The sequence below is a fragment of the Alphaproteobacteria bacterium US3C007 genome (assembly GCA_034423775.1).
GTDB lineage: Bacteria > Pseudomonadota > Alphaproteobacteria > Rhodobacterales > Rhodobacteraceae > Thalassovivens > Thalassovivens spotae.
Genome location: CP139918.1, coordinates 747,690 through 763,786 on the forward strand (window position 1 = coordinate 747,690; position 16,097 = coordinate 763,786).

The following is a 16,097-nucleotide window of genomic DNA, read 5'->3' on the forward strand; positions in this document are numbered from 1 at the left end:
TGCAACCGGGGTCATATTGCGGTCTCAATTCTGCAGCACAGAAACGCAATAAAGACCCGCCACGTCCAGTGAGGCCAAAGTGAAACAGTTTGATTTTATAATTATTGGAGCTGGGTCTGCGGGCTGTGTTCTCGCAAATAAGCTGAGCAAAAGTGGCAAACATAAAGTGCTTTTATTAGAGGCTGGGCCGAGCGATAACCGCTTTTGGATCAAAGTGCCAATTGGCTATGGCAAAGTCTTTTATGATCAAAGGGTCAATTGGAAATACACAACTGCACCCGAACCTCATCTCAATAACCGCAGCATCTATTGGCCAAGGGGCAAAGTGTTGGGCGGATCCAGTTCAATCAATGCAATGGTTTATGTACGCGGCCATCCCAATGATTTCAACGAATGGGGTCAAGCTGCGCCAGGCTGGAGCTGGAGCGATGTTGCGCCCGTCTTCAAGCGCATGGAGCGCTATGAGGCCGCGCAAGACCCTCTGCGCGGCACAAACGGCCCTTTAAGTATAACGGATGTGTCAACGAAGGTGCATCCTTTAACAAAAGCCTATCTACGAGCGGCGGATCAGGCCGGTATCGGCCTAAATCCAGATTACAACGCTCAAACCATGCAGGGGGCGGCTTTATATCAAATAACCACCAACCAGGGTCGGCGGGCATCAAGCGCGCAAGCCTATTTACGCCCAGCGCTGAAGCGTAAAAACCTTGTGGTGGAAACCGGTGCTTATGTGCAAAAATTATGTTTTGAAGGCATGCGGGTGTCGGGGGTGCGTTATCATCACCGCGGGGAAACAAAAGAAGCGCATTGTACAGCCGAAGTGATCCTGGCCGCGGGCGCGATCAACACACCGCATCTTTTGCAGCTTTCGGGGATTGGGCCGGCCACACTTTTGCGGGCCCAGAACATCGAGGTTCGCTGTGATGCGCCGCAGGTTGGCCAAAATTTGAGTGATCATTTGGGAATGGATCTGACCTTCAAAGCCTCACGTCCAAGTTTAAACCAAACGCTGGGCCCTTGGTCTAAAAAACTGATGGTTGGGCTGCAATATCTCTTGTTTCGCGAAGGGCCTTTATCGCTTAGCCTCAACCAAGGCGGGGGCTTTACGCATAGTGAGGGCGCGTCAGCACCGCCAGATCTGCAACTGTATTTTTCTCCTTTAAGCTACACGAGGGCTCCGGCGGGCACACGCCCCCTGATGCGCCCCGATCCCTTTGCCGGTTTTAATTTGGGCTTCAATCCTTGCAAACCAACAAGCCTTGGCTCTGTGACGCTGGCCTCACCCGATCCTTATTCCGCGCCATTGTTGCGGGGCAATTACCTTGACACCGCCTATGATCGCGATCTGATGATCAAAGGGGTCCGTTTAATGCGTAAAATTGCAGGCACCCCAGCGATGCAAGATATGATCGAGCGTGAAATGGCTCCCGGATTGCCCTGCGAGAGCGATGAGGAAATTTTAGAATTTGCCAAAGCTACCAGTTGGACGGTATTTCATCAATGTGGTACTTGCAAGATGGGCCAAGACCCCAAGCAAAGCGTGGTCGATCCGCGACTGCGCGTGCATGGTATTCAAGGGCTAAGAGTGGCCGATGCATCAATTTTTCCAACCATTCCCAGCGGCAATACAAACGCGCCAGCGATTATGGTGGGCGAAAAAGCCTCGGATTTGATTTTAGAAGACACGGGCAAGTGAAAGGGCTCTTATGAAAATTACCGCTATTGAAAGCTTTTGCAACGAATTCGTTGGCTTCGTTCGAGTCACGGTTGAAGACGGATCACAAGGCTGGGGCCAACTTTCAACCTATCACTCGGATATCTCAGCGCAGGTGCTTCACCGCCAAGTTGCGCCTTGGGCTTTGGGCCATGATGAGGCCGATTTAGACAATCTGCTCGACCTGATCACCGAGCGCGAGCATAAATTTCCCGGATCTTATTTGCGCCGCGCAATGGGCGGGCTTGATACAGCAATTTGGGATTTGCGCGGCAAACAGCAGGGCAAACCAGTTTGTGAAATTTTAGGCGGAACGGCCGGACCTTTGCGCGCCTATGCCTCGTCAATGAAGCGCGACATTACCCCCCAGCAAGAAGCAGACCGATTCAAAAAACTGCGCGATGAAAAAGGCTTTGATGCTTTTAAAATGCGTGCCGGCGCAGAAGTTGGGCGCAATCAAGATGAATGGGCAGGGCGCACCGAAGAGATCATCCCAACCATGCGCCGCGCTTTGGGGCCTGATGTTGATTTGCTGATCGATGCCAATAGCTGCTATTCGCCTGCGCGCGCGATTGAAATTGGCCATCTACTGCAAGAGAACGGGTTTTGCCATTTCGAAGAACCATGTCCCTATTGGGAACTTGAACAAACCCAAGAAGTGACCCGCGCCTTGGAGCTTGACGTAACGGGCGGCGAACAAGATTGCGATTTGCCAACATGGCAGCGCATGATTGATATGAAAGCGGTCGATATCCTACAGCCAGATATTCTCTATCTGGGGGGGATGTGCCGCAGTTTACGGGTGGTTGAAATGGCCAAAAAGGCAGCCTTGCCGATCACCCCCCATTGCGCCAACCTATCTTTGGTCACCTTATTCACCATGCATTTGCTGCGCGCTATTCCAAATGCCGGTAAATATCTCGAATTCTCGATCGAAGGGGCGGATTATTATCCTTGGCAAGAAAACCTGTTTTTGGAAAACCTGTTCGAAATCGAAAATGGACAGGCCAGTGTTAGCCAAGCACCCGGTTGGGGCTGTACGATCAACCCCGAATGGCTGGCCCGCTCAATTTATCAGAAATCGGAACTATAACCGCTCTTCCCGCCTCGTGATTACGGATAAAACGCCATGCACTATTATGATCTAGGAACTTATGAATGCGCGATAAGCACTCAGTCAGATCAGGCGCAGCTTTGGTTCAACCGGGGCTTAAACTGGCTGTTCGGCTATAATCATCAAGAAGCCATAGCGTGTTTTCAACGGGCAATTGATGCAGATGCAAAATGCGCCATGGCCTATTGGGGTATCGCTTATGCGGCGGGGCCAAACTACAATATGCCCTGGGCGCTTTACGACGCCGCAAGCAAGTCCAAAGCCTTGCAGATGGCTTTTGACGCGACCCAAACCGCGCTAGAGCTCAGCATTCAGACAACGCCGCTTGAGCAAGCCTTAATCGCTGCGCTCAAGGCGCGTTACCCTAAGCGCACTATAGACGCGAATATGGCAGAATGGGATCGCAACTTTGCACAGGTGATGCGCGTGGCCTTTAACGCGCATAGCAATTCGCTGGATATGCTTAGCATTTATGTAGAGGCTCTTTTAAATTGTACGCCCTGGAAAATGTGGGAGATTAGCACAGGAAATCCCGCGGCGGGCGCTTATACGATTGACGCTATGGAGCAGCTTGAACGCGCTTTTGCAACCCAGCCCCACGCCATGCAGCATCCCGGATTGCTGCATTTATATATTCACCTGATGGAAATGTCGCCCTTTCCTGAACGCGCGCTCAAAGCGGCAGAGGCTTTGCGCGACCTTGTGCCCGATGCCGGTCACCTGATCCATATGCCGACGCATATTGATGTGCTTTGCGGGGATTATCAAAATGTTGTTCGATGGAACAGCGCCGCTGTTGCCGCCGATCTGAAATATTATGAACGCGAAGGTGCGTATAATATTTACACGGGATATCGCCAGCATAACTACCATTTCATAATCTATGGCGCGATGTTTTTAGGGCAATATGCCCCGGCTTTGAAAGCTGCGCGCGAGATGTGGGATACGACACCTGAGGCAATGCTGCGCGTGCAAACGCCGCCAATGGCGGATTATTTCGAAAGCTATCTTTCGATGGAGCCTCATATTTTAATTCGATTTGGAAAATGGAAAGACGCCATCGACCTTCCATTACCCGAAGATCAAAGCCTGTATTGCAGCCTCACCGCATTGGTGCATTACGCCCGCGCGCTTGGGCATGCTGCATTGAAAGATGTGTCATCGGCGAAACAGGAGGAACAGCTTTTCCTGAAGGCCGCGCAGCGCGTTCCAGAAAGCCGGCGTTTGCATAACAATAAGGTTATCGATTTGTTGGCCATCGCCAAATCTATGCTAGCAGGGGAAATAAGCTATCGCGAGGGGCAGTTTGAAAATGCATTCTCCTTCCTGCGCAACGCCATCACCCTAGAAGATAACCTGCCCTATGATGAGCCATGGGGATGGATGCAGCCCACCCGGCACGCGCTTGGGGCGTTGTTGGTTGAGCAAGGCCAGTTGCACGAGGCAGAGCAGATTTATCGCGAAGATCTTGGATTGGCGACTGGGCTAAGCCGCGCCAGTATTCACCCGAACAATATTTGGAGCCTGAAAGGGCTTTATGATTGCCTGAACGCGCGTGATGAAACTGTTGAAATCAAGCATGTGAAAGCCAATTTGGATCTGGCGCAGGCCCGCGCCGATCATATCGTAAAAGCGTCTTGCGCCTGCGCATTGTCAAAACAGGCTTGATTTATGCGCCATACGTATAAGGCACGAGGCCGCCAAAACTTCTCACACCAGAATTTTGAAACAGACAGACTTTACCCGCGTTTGAAAAACGCTTTGAGCGGCTTTGTTTGCCAATTCTAACGCGGCAATAGGCGCTGGCCCTGCCACCTGCGCAATGCGCCAGTTAGCTTAAGGCCACGGCGTCATTCTGTTAACCCAAATCCTAAGGGATGTTTAGAAAAGCCAGTGATTTTTCTAAAAGCGCACCCACCATCAGGTACTGAAATGGCTATAATCGCGTTGTCGCTTACATTTTGCGCAAATTAGAAACCTATTTAACGCCGCTATGTCAAAAAATCCTGAAAAATATGGAAATATTCGAAGGTTTTTGATCCAAACCCAACCTTGCAGCGTACCTAATTTAAATCTTTGTTCTCCCTAACAAGATTTGTAGACTGGCTGAGCCTTTGGGCTCAGCTTTTTTTTTACTCTGCCCCTTAAAATATCGGCCAATGACCGTTCCGTCTGCGCTGTCACTGCCTGCCTGCAGATTTTTACTAAACACTGAAGGGCGCTGGCCGTATTTCACTTTGAACCAAGCGGAGCAAAGCAAATGTCGGATAGCGATAAGACACTGATCAATATACTTTGGGACGGTGCGCGCCTTGAAAAGCAGTTTGATGAAAACCCCTATAGTTTAAGCGCATCGCAATTGAATATTCTGCAGATGCGCAAGAAATTTTGGCAGACATTCGATCCACAAAAAGAGATGAGCTTGCAATAAAGCTCAGAGCTCGCCGCAAAGCGAAGCAACCTCTTTCTGCTTCATAATTTGGCTCTTTTTGCCCAAATATGAACCCCAAGTGGTCACACAAAACGGCACGCAATAGGTTAGGAAAACCTTAAGGGTTGGTGGAAATTGACCCGCAACTATGACATCGCCATGATTGATCGCGGTTAAGATCGTACCCACAACGCAGGCAGTCAAAAAGGCTTTCTTTGGCGTTCCATTGCTAAACGCAATATCGCGAAACCGTGTGCTATGTTCTTTGGCCACTCTACCGCCTCTTTTCTCAGATAAACCTAGCATAAATGCGTGCGCAATAAAAGGCAGCTTAGCTTGGCTACGGATAGATGATCCTCAGCCCTCAAGCAGAGCGCGGCGCTGGCCTGCAAAAACGATCTTGTCCCAATCGCGTAATGAAGACTGTTCTTATAAAATTTTAAGGATAAACTAGGGCGAACAATTTAAGTAAGGAACTCTGGCTATGATGCGCATATTCCTGACAGGTCTGATTTTAATGATGGCGCCTGTGCTACATGCCGGTGAGCAGCGTCCCTGTAGCATTATGTTGAAATTTGGCCATGATAAATTTGGCCCCGTTGCGCTGTACAATTTAACCTTGCAAACAACCAACCGCACCGGGCGGGATGTATCCGCCGTTTCCACGTTGTTTTTCAATGGCGACGGGCAATTGCTGGGCAATACCGAATTGTCTTGCATCGGTTCAAATGGGCCTCTTGGCGCAGGGAGTACTGGTGAATGCTCAAAGTTGATGCAAACAATTGACGGAAAAATGATGGAAAAATTTGGCACCGAAACATGGACGGCGGTGGTCAATACCCAACTCGATCAGCTCAACAGTATTCGCCAATGTGAAGTGATTGGGTTCCGCTATTCTGAAAAGCGTAAAGGCGATAAAATAACAAATTCGGGAAATTGACTTGGGTGTTTAAAGCACATCACGTTGCGCTTTTACCGCTTCAAATTTTTTCTCACGCTGCACTTCATGCGGCAAATCCGCAAGTTCCCGAAGTGACTTCAACATCGCTTGCCCGGTTTTTTGGCCGCTGTCCATCTGCAACCCGCCAATATCCAAAATAACCAAATCTGCTGATTTTCGATCAATCTCTAAAAATGCTGCGCTCAACTCTCCTAGTGTGGAGCCAAGCGCAGAGAGTTTGCACAGCACCAACTTATCCCCCTTGCGCAAAGCATTCAGCGCAAGGCGCAATTGCCCGCGCAGGTCCTGAGCTGCGGTTTGTTCTTGATAGATATGCTCTTCTAAACACCCGTAATTTAAGAGCATCGCAACCTGTTCTTCCGCCTGCGATTGCGGTTGAAATAGGGCAATTCTTGAATATCCAACGATCATCAGTGCGCCTTTTTAAGCCTCGTAACCTATACGGCGTTTGATCCGCGCTGTTTAGGCGTTTCTCTATGAGAAACAGACAAAGGCGATCCTGCGGGATAAACTGCGGTGGGCGCGAATTTGCGCGCAACATGCGCCGCTGGCGGCCAAGCTTAAAGGGTCACCCTCGGTTGAAAGGGCTACACCGGTGACCGCTCTGCCTTCCGCGCGACAGCGGCCTCTTGCAGGGCGGCATCTTGCTGAGCAGCACCTTGACGCGCATCGGCAAGTTTTTGTTGTGCCAAAACACGCGCGGCGCGGCTGATTTCAACCAGCACGCTGGTATCTTGTTTTAAACTCTGAGACTTTTCAACAATCGTGTCTGCAACGCGCGAGTCTTGGATGCGCGCTTGGCTTTCTTGAGATGCTTGTTGTTGCGCATATGCGCCCGCCGCTATTCCGTTGATCGTGCTCATTGCCACCCCTCATGATGTACCAGTGGGCTCTGTCACCCTGTAAAACCAGTATCATTTTGCTACGCTTTTAAGGGATGTAAGTCGCAAACACTAAAAGTCTACTTACGAATACGCATTGCGCAGCCAATAAAGCAGGCCAACTGTCCATTTTTATCCAAACTGCGCTGATTTCGATCGCTCACATGCCCGCGAAGATAACGCTGTAATAAAACCGATTAGGGTGCAACGCTGAAAACTAATGCGATTTAAAACGGCAAGGCGGCTTATTTTTTTGCGGTCTGCGCCATCCGCAATCGTTCCGCAAGGATACGTAATATGCCCTTCACCACGATATGCGATTCATCCACCATTTTATCAAATTCATCTCGTGACACGAAAAGCAAATCGCATTCGGTCACGGTCAGGGCCGTTGCCATGCGTGATTGATCGCTGACAACACCCATTTCACCGAATAATTCATTATCTCTTACCAGAAAATCAGGATCCTTGGTGCCATTGCTGGGCAAGAAAATTCCAACCGATCCCGACAAAACCAAATACACACCATTGGCAGCATCACCTTTACGAAAGACATGCTTTCCAATTTCCATTTTCAAACGCTTCATTCAGATCGTAACCTCGGTATTTTGAATTGCAAAAGACACTTTATCCGATGTCAGAGTTTCAGAAAGCATGTCAAGTTCTTGATCCGTTCGAGCGGGACTGTGATGGCTGATGGCTAATTTTTTAATCTCTGCCAACTCTGCAAAACTACAGGCCTGTTCGATCGAGGAATGCCCCCATCCTTTGCGCCCGTTTGCCAATTCGTGATCCGTGAACATACCATCCCAGAGCACAAAATCAGATCCCTCAACAAATTTTAATAAAAACGGCAATTGTTCCTCGAGATATTCATTATCCAGCAAATAAGTAAATTTTCCTCGACTGCTTTGCAGCGAATACCCCATACTGCCGCCGGGATGGTTCAATTCAAACACCTCCAAGCTTAAATTTGGCGCGAGCATTTTTTGTATGGTGCTTATATTCGAAAATTTCAGTTGTTTGAGGATGGTCACGATATCAACGGGAAAATATCCACCTGAAAAATATGTTTGAATGAGGTTTCTAAGAACACTTCTATTGACCAAAGCACTGGCCAGAAAAATATCTTCCTGATGCGCAAACACGCTTCCATTAAATGGCAGACCTTGAATATGATCATGGTGAAAATGGCTATACAAGATAATTGATGTTCGATTTGTATCCAATTGAACGTTTTGAAAACCGGTTCCCGTATCAAGAATAATTTGCATATCATCCGTCAACACTTCGCAACATGACGTGTTGCCGCCGTATTTGGACGTATCAGCTGGTTGGGGGATAGATCCCCGCGTGCCGTGAAGTTTTATTAACACAATGCAGCTCCAATTCGTTGTTTTATATCAATATTAATTTATCTACGCCAAGTCCAACTTTTTTCCACATGGGCTTCATAGCGGCAGATTTTCATAAAATGTGGGTTTTTACTATTCTTTTTAAACAAATAATAATTTCCATTCTGGGATTTTCGCTTGCCTCCTGTCAAGTTTATGCCAGTTTCAACGTCAGAAAAGATCGTTTTTGACTGTTTAGGACCGCACGAATGTCAGCCACACTTGAAGAGATGTTCAATAAAGACTCTATCTTAGATGTCAGCTTTTTTAATTTTGAAAATGCGATAACAGCCGCTTATTTCGCCGATGCAGAGCTGAACATTGTCAAGGCAAATAAAAATTTCAAAGCCTTATTTCCCAACATTAAAAATATCGAAGGGTTTAATATCCTTGCCCTTCTTGGCCGGCTTGGGGTTTCCGATGAACAAATTGAAGAGTTTTCAAACAGTTTACAGCGCGACAAAAAAGTTCTCATACCACAATTGAAGATTAAAACCTCTGATGCGTTTAAGACATTCTCTTTTCTGGCCACCTTCACCGAAAATGGCACATTCAGTTATTTAAATGGCGTGCAAGGCCAGCTGATTGACCGGACGGAAGAATACCGGCTTCACGAACAAAATCAAACGCTGTTAGCCGAAAACAAAACGACTAATCAACGTCTTAAAGAGAAAAGTGAAAAATTAGAATCAATCGCCAACCGGCTGGCTAAATACTTATCACCACAAGTTTATGAAACCATTTTTTCTGACCGAATGAGGGAAGATGAAAGCTATACGAGAAAAAACCTAACGGTTTTCTTTTCAGATATCGTCAGTTTCACCGATATTTCTGACACTTTAGAGCCCGAAAAGCTTGCACATATCATTAACAGTTATTTGTCTGACATGACCGAGATCGCGATTGCGAACGGGGGAACAATCGATAAATTCATCGGCGACGCTGTTATGGTTTTCTTTGGAGACCCGGACAGCGCCGGAGAAGAAATGGACGCGTTTCGCTGCGTAAAGATGGCGTTAGAGATGCAACAAAAAATCGCGCAAATCAGCAGAAGCTGGAAGTCCAAAAAAGGTATCTCGCATGGGCTTAATGTCCGAATGGGAATTGCCACCGGCTATTGTACGGTCGGTAATTTTGGGTCAAGCCAGCGCTTGGATTATACGGTGCTTGGCAGTCCGGTCAACATGGCGGCACGGTTAGAAAGCCTTTGCCCACCCGGAGAAGTTTTGCTGTCCAAAGACACAGCTTCATTGTTAAACGACCGCGTGAAAACCGCGTTCTTCGACGACTTAAAGGTCAAAGGCTTTTCCAAACCAGTTTCAACGTTTAAGGCCCTGGCGTTAAACGACGCGGCAGATCAAGCGCCGACCGGATTGGTGCATGACAGCGCAAATATTGAGCTTTATGTGAAAAACCCAGAGGATCTTGAATCCATAATTGCAGAGCTGCGCCACTTGGAAATTGAGTTTTCGGCCCAGCTGAAACGTACTTCTGATTGAATGTGAAAAAGCGCTTCGCGGCTACCCAATTAATCAGCGGTTGCTTCATCATAGCGGCTGACGGCGCAGAAAATTCCAAAAGCTTTGTATTTTGTATTATTGTCAGCGCGGTTTGTCTAAAAGGTATTTATTTCGCCTCTGGGATGCGAAGTCTTTATTCCTATATAAGAGCGTTTCTGGAAGGCTGTTTTGCATTATGTCTGCGCCGTGGAGGGTCGCTCTGGCAACACTCACCACGCGTTGTGGTTGTTTATTTTTAGCGCTGTGAGGGGTTTTGGCGTGGGATCACGAGAGCAGCTGGCGGCTGGGCGGGTTTTATTTGTTTTATAGGGGTGCTTTTTGTGGGTTTGCGTTGGGGTTCTGTGTGCGAGGCCATGCATGTTTATCGCTCTTATGAGTACGATTTAAACGCCTGTTCTAGCACTCGCGCATGCAGATTTATCTTACGCGTTGGGCAGGGTGTAATTTGGGGTAAGTATTGTGATCGTTTTGAGAGATACGCGGATTTGGTATTTTCTAGGTTTGGCGGTGACTTACTCTCCCACGCCTTAAGACGCAGTACCATCAGCGCAACGGCACTTAACGGCCGGGTTCGGAATGGAGCCGGGTGTTTTGCTCGTGCTATGGCCACCAAACCGAGGAAATACCAAATCCAAGTCAAGCATGTATGTGTGTATGCTTTTTGATGTGAGTAATATCTGACTATTACTGGATCAAATCAAGCCTATCGAGCCATTAGTACCGGTCAACTGAACGCATTACTGCGCTTACATCTCCGGCCTATCGACGTGGTGGTCTTCCACGGCTCTCAGGGATACCTTGTTTTGAGGGGGGCTTCCCGCTTAGATGCCTTCAGCGGTTATCCTGTCCGATCATAGCTACCCTGCACTGCTGCTGGCGCAACAACAGGTCCACCAGTGGATCGTTCACCCCGGTCCTCTCGTACTAGGGGCAACTCCTCTCAAGTATCCTACACCCACGGCAGATAGGGACCGAACTGTCTCACGACGTTCTAAACCCAGCTCACGTACCTCTTTAAACGGCGAACAGCCGTACCCTTGGGACCTGCTCCAGCCCCAGGATGAGATGAGCCGACATCGAGGTGCCAAACACTGCCGTCGATATGGACTCTTGGGCAGTATCAGCCTGTTATCCCCGGCGTACCTTTTATCCGTTGAGCGATGGCCCTTCCACTCGGGACCACCGGATCACTATGGCCGTCTTTCGACTCTGCTCGACTTGTCAGTCTCGCAGTCAGGCTGGCTTCTGCCATTGCACTCAACGAGCGATTTCCGACCGCTCTGAGCCAACCTTCGCGCGCCTCCGTTACTCTTTAGGAGGCGACCGCCCCAGTCAAACTACCCGCCACGCAGGGTCCCGGATCCGGATAACGGACCGCGGTTAGACATCAAAAGTGCGAAGGGTGGTATCTCAAGGGAGGCTCCACCGAAACTGGCGTTCCGGTTTCAAAGCCCACCACCTATCCTGCACATCACAATTCTGATGCCAGTGCGAAGCTGTAGTAAAGGTGCACGGGGTCTTTCCGTCTAACCGCGGGAAGCCTGCATCTTGACAGGCAATTCAATTTCGCTGAGTCTACATTGGAGACAGCGGGGAAGTCGTTACGCCATTCGTGCAGGTCGGAACTTACCCGACAAGGAATTTCGCTACCTTAGGACCGTTATAGTTACGGCCGCCGTTTACCTGGGCTTCAATTCGGAGCTCTCACCCCTCCTTTTAACCTTCAGGCACCGGGCAGGCGTCAGACCCTATACGTCGTCTTGCGACTTCGCAGAGCCCTGTGTTTTTAGTAAACAGTCGCCACCCCCTGGTTTGTGCCCCCAGCCAATACTTGCGTAGAAACTGGGCCTCCTTCTCGCGAACTTACGGAGGTATTTTGCCGAGTTCCTTCAATGTAGTTCTCTCAAGCGCCTTGGTATTCTCTACCAGTCCACCTGTGTCGGTTTAGGGTACGATCTTATGGAGGGCTATTTCCAGGGACTGATCAGCGGCCCCTCCAATCCAATAAGGAGGAACAACCTTCACAATCCGTCACCATCTCCTGGCCCAGGAATATTAACCTGGTTCCCATCGTCTACGCCCTTCGGCCTCGACTTAGGGGTCGGCTTACCCTGCTCAGATTAGCTTTAAGCAGGAACCCTTGGACTTTCGGCGAGAGTGTCTCTCACACTCTTTGTCGCTACTCATGTCATCATTCTCACTAGTGATCTCTCCACCGGATGCCTTACAGCCCGGCTTCACAGAAAGCTTCGCGTCTCCCATGACCCCAAAGGGATCAAAAGAGACAGGAAACTATGTCACACTACGCTCCGCTACCATGCATTAAATGCATCCGAAGTTTCGGCTCATGGCTTGAGCCCCGTTACATCTTCGCCGCAGGACAACTTATTTAGACCAGTGAGCTGTTACGCTATCTTTAAAGGATGGCTGCTTCTAAGCCAACCTCCTGGTTGTTTTGGTCGTCCCACCTGCTTTCCCACTTAGCCATGAATTGGGGGCCTTAACTGTCGGTCAGGGTTGTTTCCCTCTCCACGACGGACGTTAGCATCCGCCGTGTGTCTGCCATCTAGTACTCCCGGGTATTCGGAGTTTGGTTAGGATCAGTAAGCCTGTGGGGCCCCATTACCCATCCAGTGCTCTACCCCCCGGGGTATTCGGATGACGCTCTACCTAAATAGATTTCGCGGAGAACCAGCTATCTCCGAGTTTGATTGGCCTTTCACCCCTAGGCACAGCTCATCCCGATCCTTTTCAACGGATGTGGGTTCGGTCCTCCAATACGTGTTACCGTATCTTCAACCTGGCCATGCCTAGATCACTCGGTTTCGGGTCTGATCCATCTAACTCATGCGCCCTATTAAGACTCGCTTTCGCTGCGCCTACACCTAACGGCTTAAGCTTGCTAGATAGACCAAGTCGATGACCCATTATACAAAAGGTACGCTGTCACATCGCAAGGATGCTCCAACTGATTGTAGGCGTTCGGTTTCAGGTACTGTTTCACTCCCCTCGTCGGGGTGCTTTTCACCTTTCCCTCACGGTACTGGTTCGCTATCGGTCAGTAAGGAGTACTTAGCCTTCGGGGGTGGTCCCCCGATCTTCAAACAGGATTTCACGTGTCCCGCCCTACTTAATACATCCTTCAAAGCTTCCCATACGGGGCTGTCACCCACTATGGCTGACCTTTCCAGGTCATTCTGGTCACTTATCAGGCTTGGCTGGTCCGCGTTCGCTCGCCGCTACTAACAGAGTCTCTAATTGATTTCCTTTCCTCCGGGTACTTAGATGTTTCAGTTCCCCGGGTTTGCTCTTAAAACCCTATGTATTCAGGTAATAAGTACCTGTTTATGCTCATTATTGACACCCAAAAGGGTAACAATAACAAACATTCAGGTGGGTTGCCCCATTCAGAAATCCATGGATCAAAGCTTATTCTCAGCTCCCCATGGCTTATCGCAGAGTATCACGTCTTTCATCGCCTCTTACTGCCAAGGCATCCACCAAACGCCCTTTTCGCGCTTGATTTGATCCAGAAAAAGTCAGACTTGCGTCTGAATGATGCCAAGCTGGTTCACCAGGCATCTCATCTTCCGGTCAAAAGTCATACTTTCCCGCTCAAACACATGTCGGTGTGTTTGAACTGTTGAGCAACATTACTGCTGCTCGGGTTAGTGTACTTGACTTGGACAACATGTTCGTTTCAACCCAGCATACTTAAGGGCACCCGAGGAAAAGGGTGGATCCAAAAGCTCTCCACAAGCCTAAACTTGCTTCACCAAATTGAGATCATCCCGCTACTTCGGGCGATCAAACAATGTTGATATTTGTATCTCTCTAAACGATGTCAATGCGTCCAATCGGACGGCGAAACACAAACCATTGTGCTTCGCGATCTGATCAAAACTTGTTATATGGTGGAGCCTAGCGGGATCGAACCGCTGACCTCCTGAATGCAAATCAGGCGCTCTCCCATCTGAGCTAAGGCCCCCTACACGCCATATCCTAAAATAGACGCGTTAATGGTGGGTCGAGGAGGACTTGAACCTCCGACCTCACGCTTATCAGGCGTGCGCTCTAACCACCTGAGCTACCGACCCAGTACAGACCGGTAGGTCTGATGTATACTGAAGAGATATGAGGACAGTCCGGTTCGATATATGATCGGCTTTGTTTGCCAATCTGCTAAGTGTTTCACGAACAAAAGCAAGCTTAAGTTGCTAGAAACATCCTTAGAAAGGAGGTGATCCAGCCCCAGGTTCCCCTAGGGCTACCTTGTTACGACTTCACCCCAGTCGCTGATCCTACCGTGGCCGCCTGCCCCCCGAAGGTTAGCGCAGCGTCGTCGGGTAGAACCAACTCCCATGGTGTGACGGGCGGTGTGTACAAGGCCCGGGAACGTATTCACCGCGTCATGCTGTTACGCGATTACTAGCGATTCCGACTTCATGGGGTCGAGTTGCAGACCCCAATCCGAACTGAGACAGTTTTTTGGGATTAACCCATTGTCACTGCCATTGTAGCACGTGTGTAGCCCAACCCGTAAGGGCCATGAGGACTTGACGTCATCCACACCTTCCTCCCGCTTATCACGGGCAGTTTCCATAGAGTGCCCAGCCGAACTGCTGGCAACTAGGGATGTGGGTTGCGCTCGTTGCCGGACTTAACCGAACATCTCACGACACGAGCTGACGACAGCCATGCAGCACCTGTATCTCGTCCAGCCGAACTGAAAGCTCCATCTCTGGAGCGACGACGAGTATGTCAAGGGTTGGTAAGGTTCTGCGCGTTGCTTCGAATTAAACCACATGCTCCACCGCTTGTGCGGGCCCCCGTCAATTCCTTTGAGTTTTAATCTTGCGACCGTACTCCCCAGGCGGAATGCTTAATCCGTTAGGTGTGTCACCGAACAGTATACTGCCCGACGACTGGCATTCATCGTTTACGGTGTGGACTACCAGGGTATCTAATCCTGTTTGCTCCCCACACTTTCGCACCTCAGCGTCAGTATCGAGCCAGTGAGCCGCCTTCGCCACTGGTGTTCCTCCAAATATCTACGAATTTCACCTCTACACTTGGAATTCCACTCACCTCTCTCGAACTCTAGACTGATAGTTTTGGAGGCAGTTCCGGGGTTGAGCCCCGGGATTTCACCCCCAACTTTCCAATCCGCCTACGTGCGCTTTACGCCCAGTAATTCCGAACAACGCTAACCCCCTCCGTATTACCGCGGCTGCTGGCACGGAGTTAGCCGGGGTTTCTTTACCTGCTACTGTCATTATCATCACAGGCGAAAGAGCTTTACGACCCTAAGGCCTTCATCACTCACGCGGCATGGCTAGATCAGGCTTGCGCCCATTGTCTAAGATTCCCCACTGCTGCCTCCCGTAGGAGTCTGGGCCGTGTCTCAGTCCCAGTGTTGCTGATCATCCTCTAAAACCAGCTATAGATCGTAGACTTGGTAGGCCGTTACCCCACCAACTATCTAATCTAACGCGGGCCGATCCTTCTCCGATAAATCTTTCCCCCAAAGGGCGTATACGGTATTACTCTTCGTTTCCAAAGGCTATTCCGTAGAAAAGGGTACGTTCCCACGCGTTACTAACCCGTCCGCCGCTCACCCGAAGGTGCGCTCGACTTGCATGTGTTAGGCCTGCCGCCAGCGTTCGTTCTGAGCCAGGATCAAACTCTCAAGTTGAAAAGCTGTTACCAGCTTGTCCTTGACGTTCGAACCTATGCACATCGAATAATTGTTCAAATTATTCATCTTCTGTTTATCTGTGCTCAAGGTACCAAAAGATACCGAAAGCCGACAAACAGTGAAGCTGACACCACATCATCGGATTAAAAACCCTAGTGGCGCGATATGATAGGCAGATCCATCGAAATGAACCAAACTGCCCACATATCTCTTCAGTTTTCTATCAATGTCAAATAACGTCGAAGACAAATTAACAGATCACGCCATCCTCTCAAATCGCGCAACCCGCCCAATATATCCTCAGAATTCTCTAAGTTCCCACCAAATCTTCAATCCAGCAAGACCACCTTAAACGCCGTAACGCCCTCGGTGAAGGCGCTTTTA

The 16,097-nt window shown here is 49.4% G+C and carries 11 protein-coding genes, 2 tRNA genes and 3 rRNA genes; 6 read left to right on the plus strand and 10 right to left on the minus strand.

The window, feature by feature from the left end; translation table 11 throughout:
• Nucleotides 1–79: 79 nt before the first annotated feature.
• From UM181_03775 to UM181_03790, 4 genes are all read left to right on the plus strand, one after another.
• Entirely contained in the window at nucleotides 80–1,696 is a 1,617-nt protein-coding gene (locus UM181_03775) for a GMC family oxidoreductase N-terminal domain-containing protein (GenBank protein ID WQC63743.1), read from the plus strand.
• A gap of 10 nt (nucleotides 1,697–1,706) precedes the next feature.
• Nucleotides 1,707–2,807 carry a mandelate racemase/muconate lactonizing enzyme family protein gene (locus UM181_03780; protein ID WQC63744.1) on the plus strand — a complete coding sequence of 367 codons (1,101 nt, stop codon included), beginning with the start codon at nucleotides 1,707–1,709 and terminating at the stop codon, nucleotides 2,805–2,807.
• Nucleotides 2,808–2,843: 36 nt separating this feature from the next.
• On the plus strand, nucleotides 2,844–4,496 hold the full coding sequence (locus UM181_03785; protein ID WQC63745.1) for a hypothetical protein: 1,653 nt from the start codon (nucleotides 2,844–2,846) through the stop codon (nucleotides 4,494–4,496).
• Nucleotides 4,497–5,088: 592 nt separating this feature from the next.
• Nucleotides 5,089–5,259, plus strand: coding sequence for a hypothetical protein (locus tag UM181_03790; GenBank protein ID WQC63746.1), 171 nt, complete (start codon nucleotides 5,089–5,091; stop codon nucleotides 5,257–5,259).
• Nucleotides 5,260–5,262: 3 nt separating this feature from the next.
• Here UM181_03790 and nrtS read toward each other — a convergent pair whose 3' ends face one another.
• Nucleotides 5,263–5,532, minus strand: a complete 270-nt coding sequence (gene nrtS / locus UM181_03795; GenBank protein ID WQC63747.1) for a nitrate/nitrite transporter NrtS — start codon at nucleotides 5,530–5,532, stop codon at nucleotides 5,263–5,265.
• A gap of 211 nt (nucleotides 5,533–5,743) precedes the next feature.
• Here nrtS and UM181_03800 point away from each other — a divergent pair, with 211 nt between their 5' ends.
• Nucleotides 5,744–6,199, plus strand: coding sequence for a hypothetical protein (locus tag UM181_03800; GenBank protein ID WQC63748.1), 456 nt, complete (start codon nucleotides 5,744–5,746; stop codon nucleotides 6,197–6,199).
• Between the two features lie 9 nt (nucleotides 6,200–6,208).
• Here UM181_03800 and UM181_03805 read toward each other — a convergent pair whose 3' ends face one another.
• The 4 genes from UM181_03805 to UM181_03820 form a co-directional block, all read right to left on the minus strand.
• Nucleotides 6,209–6,631, minus strand: a complete 423-nt coding sequence (locus UM181_03805; protein WQC63749.1) for a recombinase family protein — start codon at nucleotides 6,629–6,631, stop codon at nucleotides 6,209–6,211.
• A gap of 176 nt (nucleotides 6,632–6,807) precedes the next feature.
• On the minus strand, nucleotides 6,808–7,083 hold the full coding sequence (locus UM181_03810) for a hypothetical protein (protein ID WQC63750.1): 276 nt from the start codon (nucleotides 7,081–7,083) through the stop codon (nucleotides 6,808–6,810).
• 263 nt (nucleotides 7,084–7,346) lie between these two features.
• Complete coding sequence (locus tag UM181_03815) at nucleotides 7,347–7,688, minus strand: cyclic nucleotide-binding domain-containing protein (GenBank protein WQC63751.1); 342 nt, start codon at nucleotides 7,686–7,688, stop codon at nucleotides 7,347–7,349.
• Nucleotides 7,689–8,477, minus strand: a complete 789-nt coding sequence (locus UM181_03820; protein WQC63752.1) for an MBL fold metallo-hydrolase — start codon at nucleotides 8,475–8,477, stop codon at nucleotides 7,689–7,691.
• 227 nt (nucleotides 8,478–8,704) lie between these two features.
• On the opposite strand from UM181_03820, the gene UM181_03825 reads away from it, so the two are divergent.
• Nucleotides 8,705–9,994, plus strand: coding sequence for an adenylate/guanylate cyclase domain-containing protein (locus tag UM181_03825; protein WQC63753.1), 1,290 nt, complete (start codon nucleotides 8,705–8,707; stop codon nucleotides 9,992–9,994).
• A 520-nt stretch (nucleotides 9,995–10,514) separates the two neighbouring features.
• Here the strand turns inward: UM181_03825 and rrf are convergent.
• The 5 genes from rrf to UM181_03850 all read right to left on the minus strand — a co-directional run bounded on the left by rrf (nucleotide 10,515) and on the right by UM181_03850 (nucleotide 15,710).
• A 5S ribosomal RNA gene (gene rrf / locus UM181_03830) occupies nucleotides 10,515–10,629 on the minus strand.
• A 79-nt stretch (nucleotides 10,630–10,708) separates the two neighbouring features.
• Nucleotides 10,709–13,540, minus strand: a 23S ribosomal RNA gene (locus UM181_03835).
• Between the two features lie 387 nt (nucleotides 13,541–13,927).
• Nucleotides 13,928–14,003 (minus strand) — tRNA-Ala (locus tag UM181_03840).
• 32 nt (nucleotides 14,004–14,035) lie between these two features.
• Nucleotides 14,036–14,112, minus strand: a tRNA-Ile gene (locus UM181_03845).
• Between the two features lie 136 nt (nucleotides 14,113–14,248).
• Nucleotides 14,249–15,710 (minus strand): 16S ribosomal RNA (locus tag UM181_03850).
• The 16S, 23S and 5S rRNA genes sit together here with 2 tRNA genes alongside, the layout of an rRNA operon.
• Between the last annotated feature and the right edge of the window lie 387 nt (nucleotides 15,711–16,097).

Coding starts and splice junctions, on each gene's coding strand:
- UM181_03815 (WQC63751.1), bottom strand. CDS start 7,688: ATGAAGCGTTTGAAAATGGAAATTGGAAAGCATGTCTTTCGTAAAGGT.
- UM181_03825 (WQC63753.1), top strand. CDS start 8,705: ATGTCAGCCACACTTGAAGAGATGTTCAATAAAGACTCTATCTTAGAT.
- UM181_03785 (WQC63745.1), top strand. CDS start 2,844: ATGCACTATTATGATCTAGGAACTTATGAATGCGCGATAAGCACTCAG.
- UM181_03805 (WQC63749.1), bottom strand. CDS start 6,631: ATGATCGTTGGATATTCAAGAATTGCCCTATTTCAACCGCAATCGCAG.
- UM181_03780 (WQC63744.1), top strand. CDS start 1,707: ATGAAAATTACCGCTATTGAAAGCTTTTGCAACGAATTCGTTGGCTTC.
- UM181_03790 (WQC63746.1), top strand. CDS start 5,089: ATGTCGGATAGCGATAAGACACTGATCAATATACTTTGGGACGGTGCG.
- UM181_03800 (WQC63748.1), top strand. CDS start 5,744: ATGATGCGCATATTCCTGACAGGTCTGATTTTAATGATGGCGCCTGTG.
- UM181_03810 (WQC63750.1), bottom strand. CDS start 7,083: ATGAGCACGATCAACGGAATAGCGGCGGGCGCATATGCGCAACAACAA.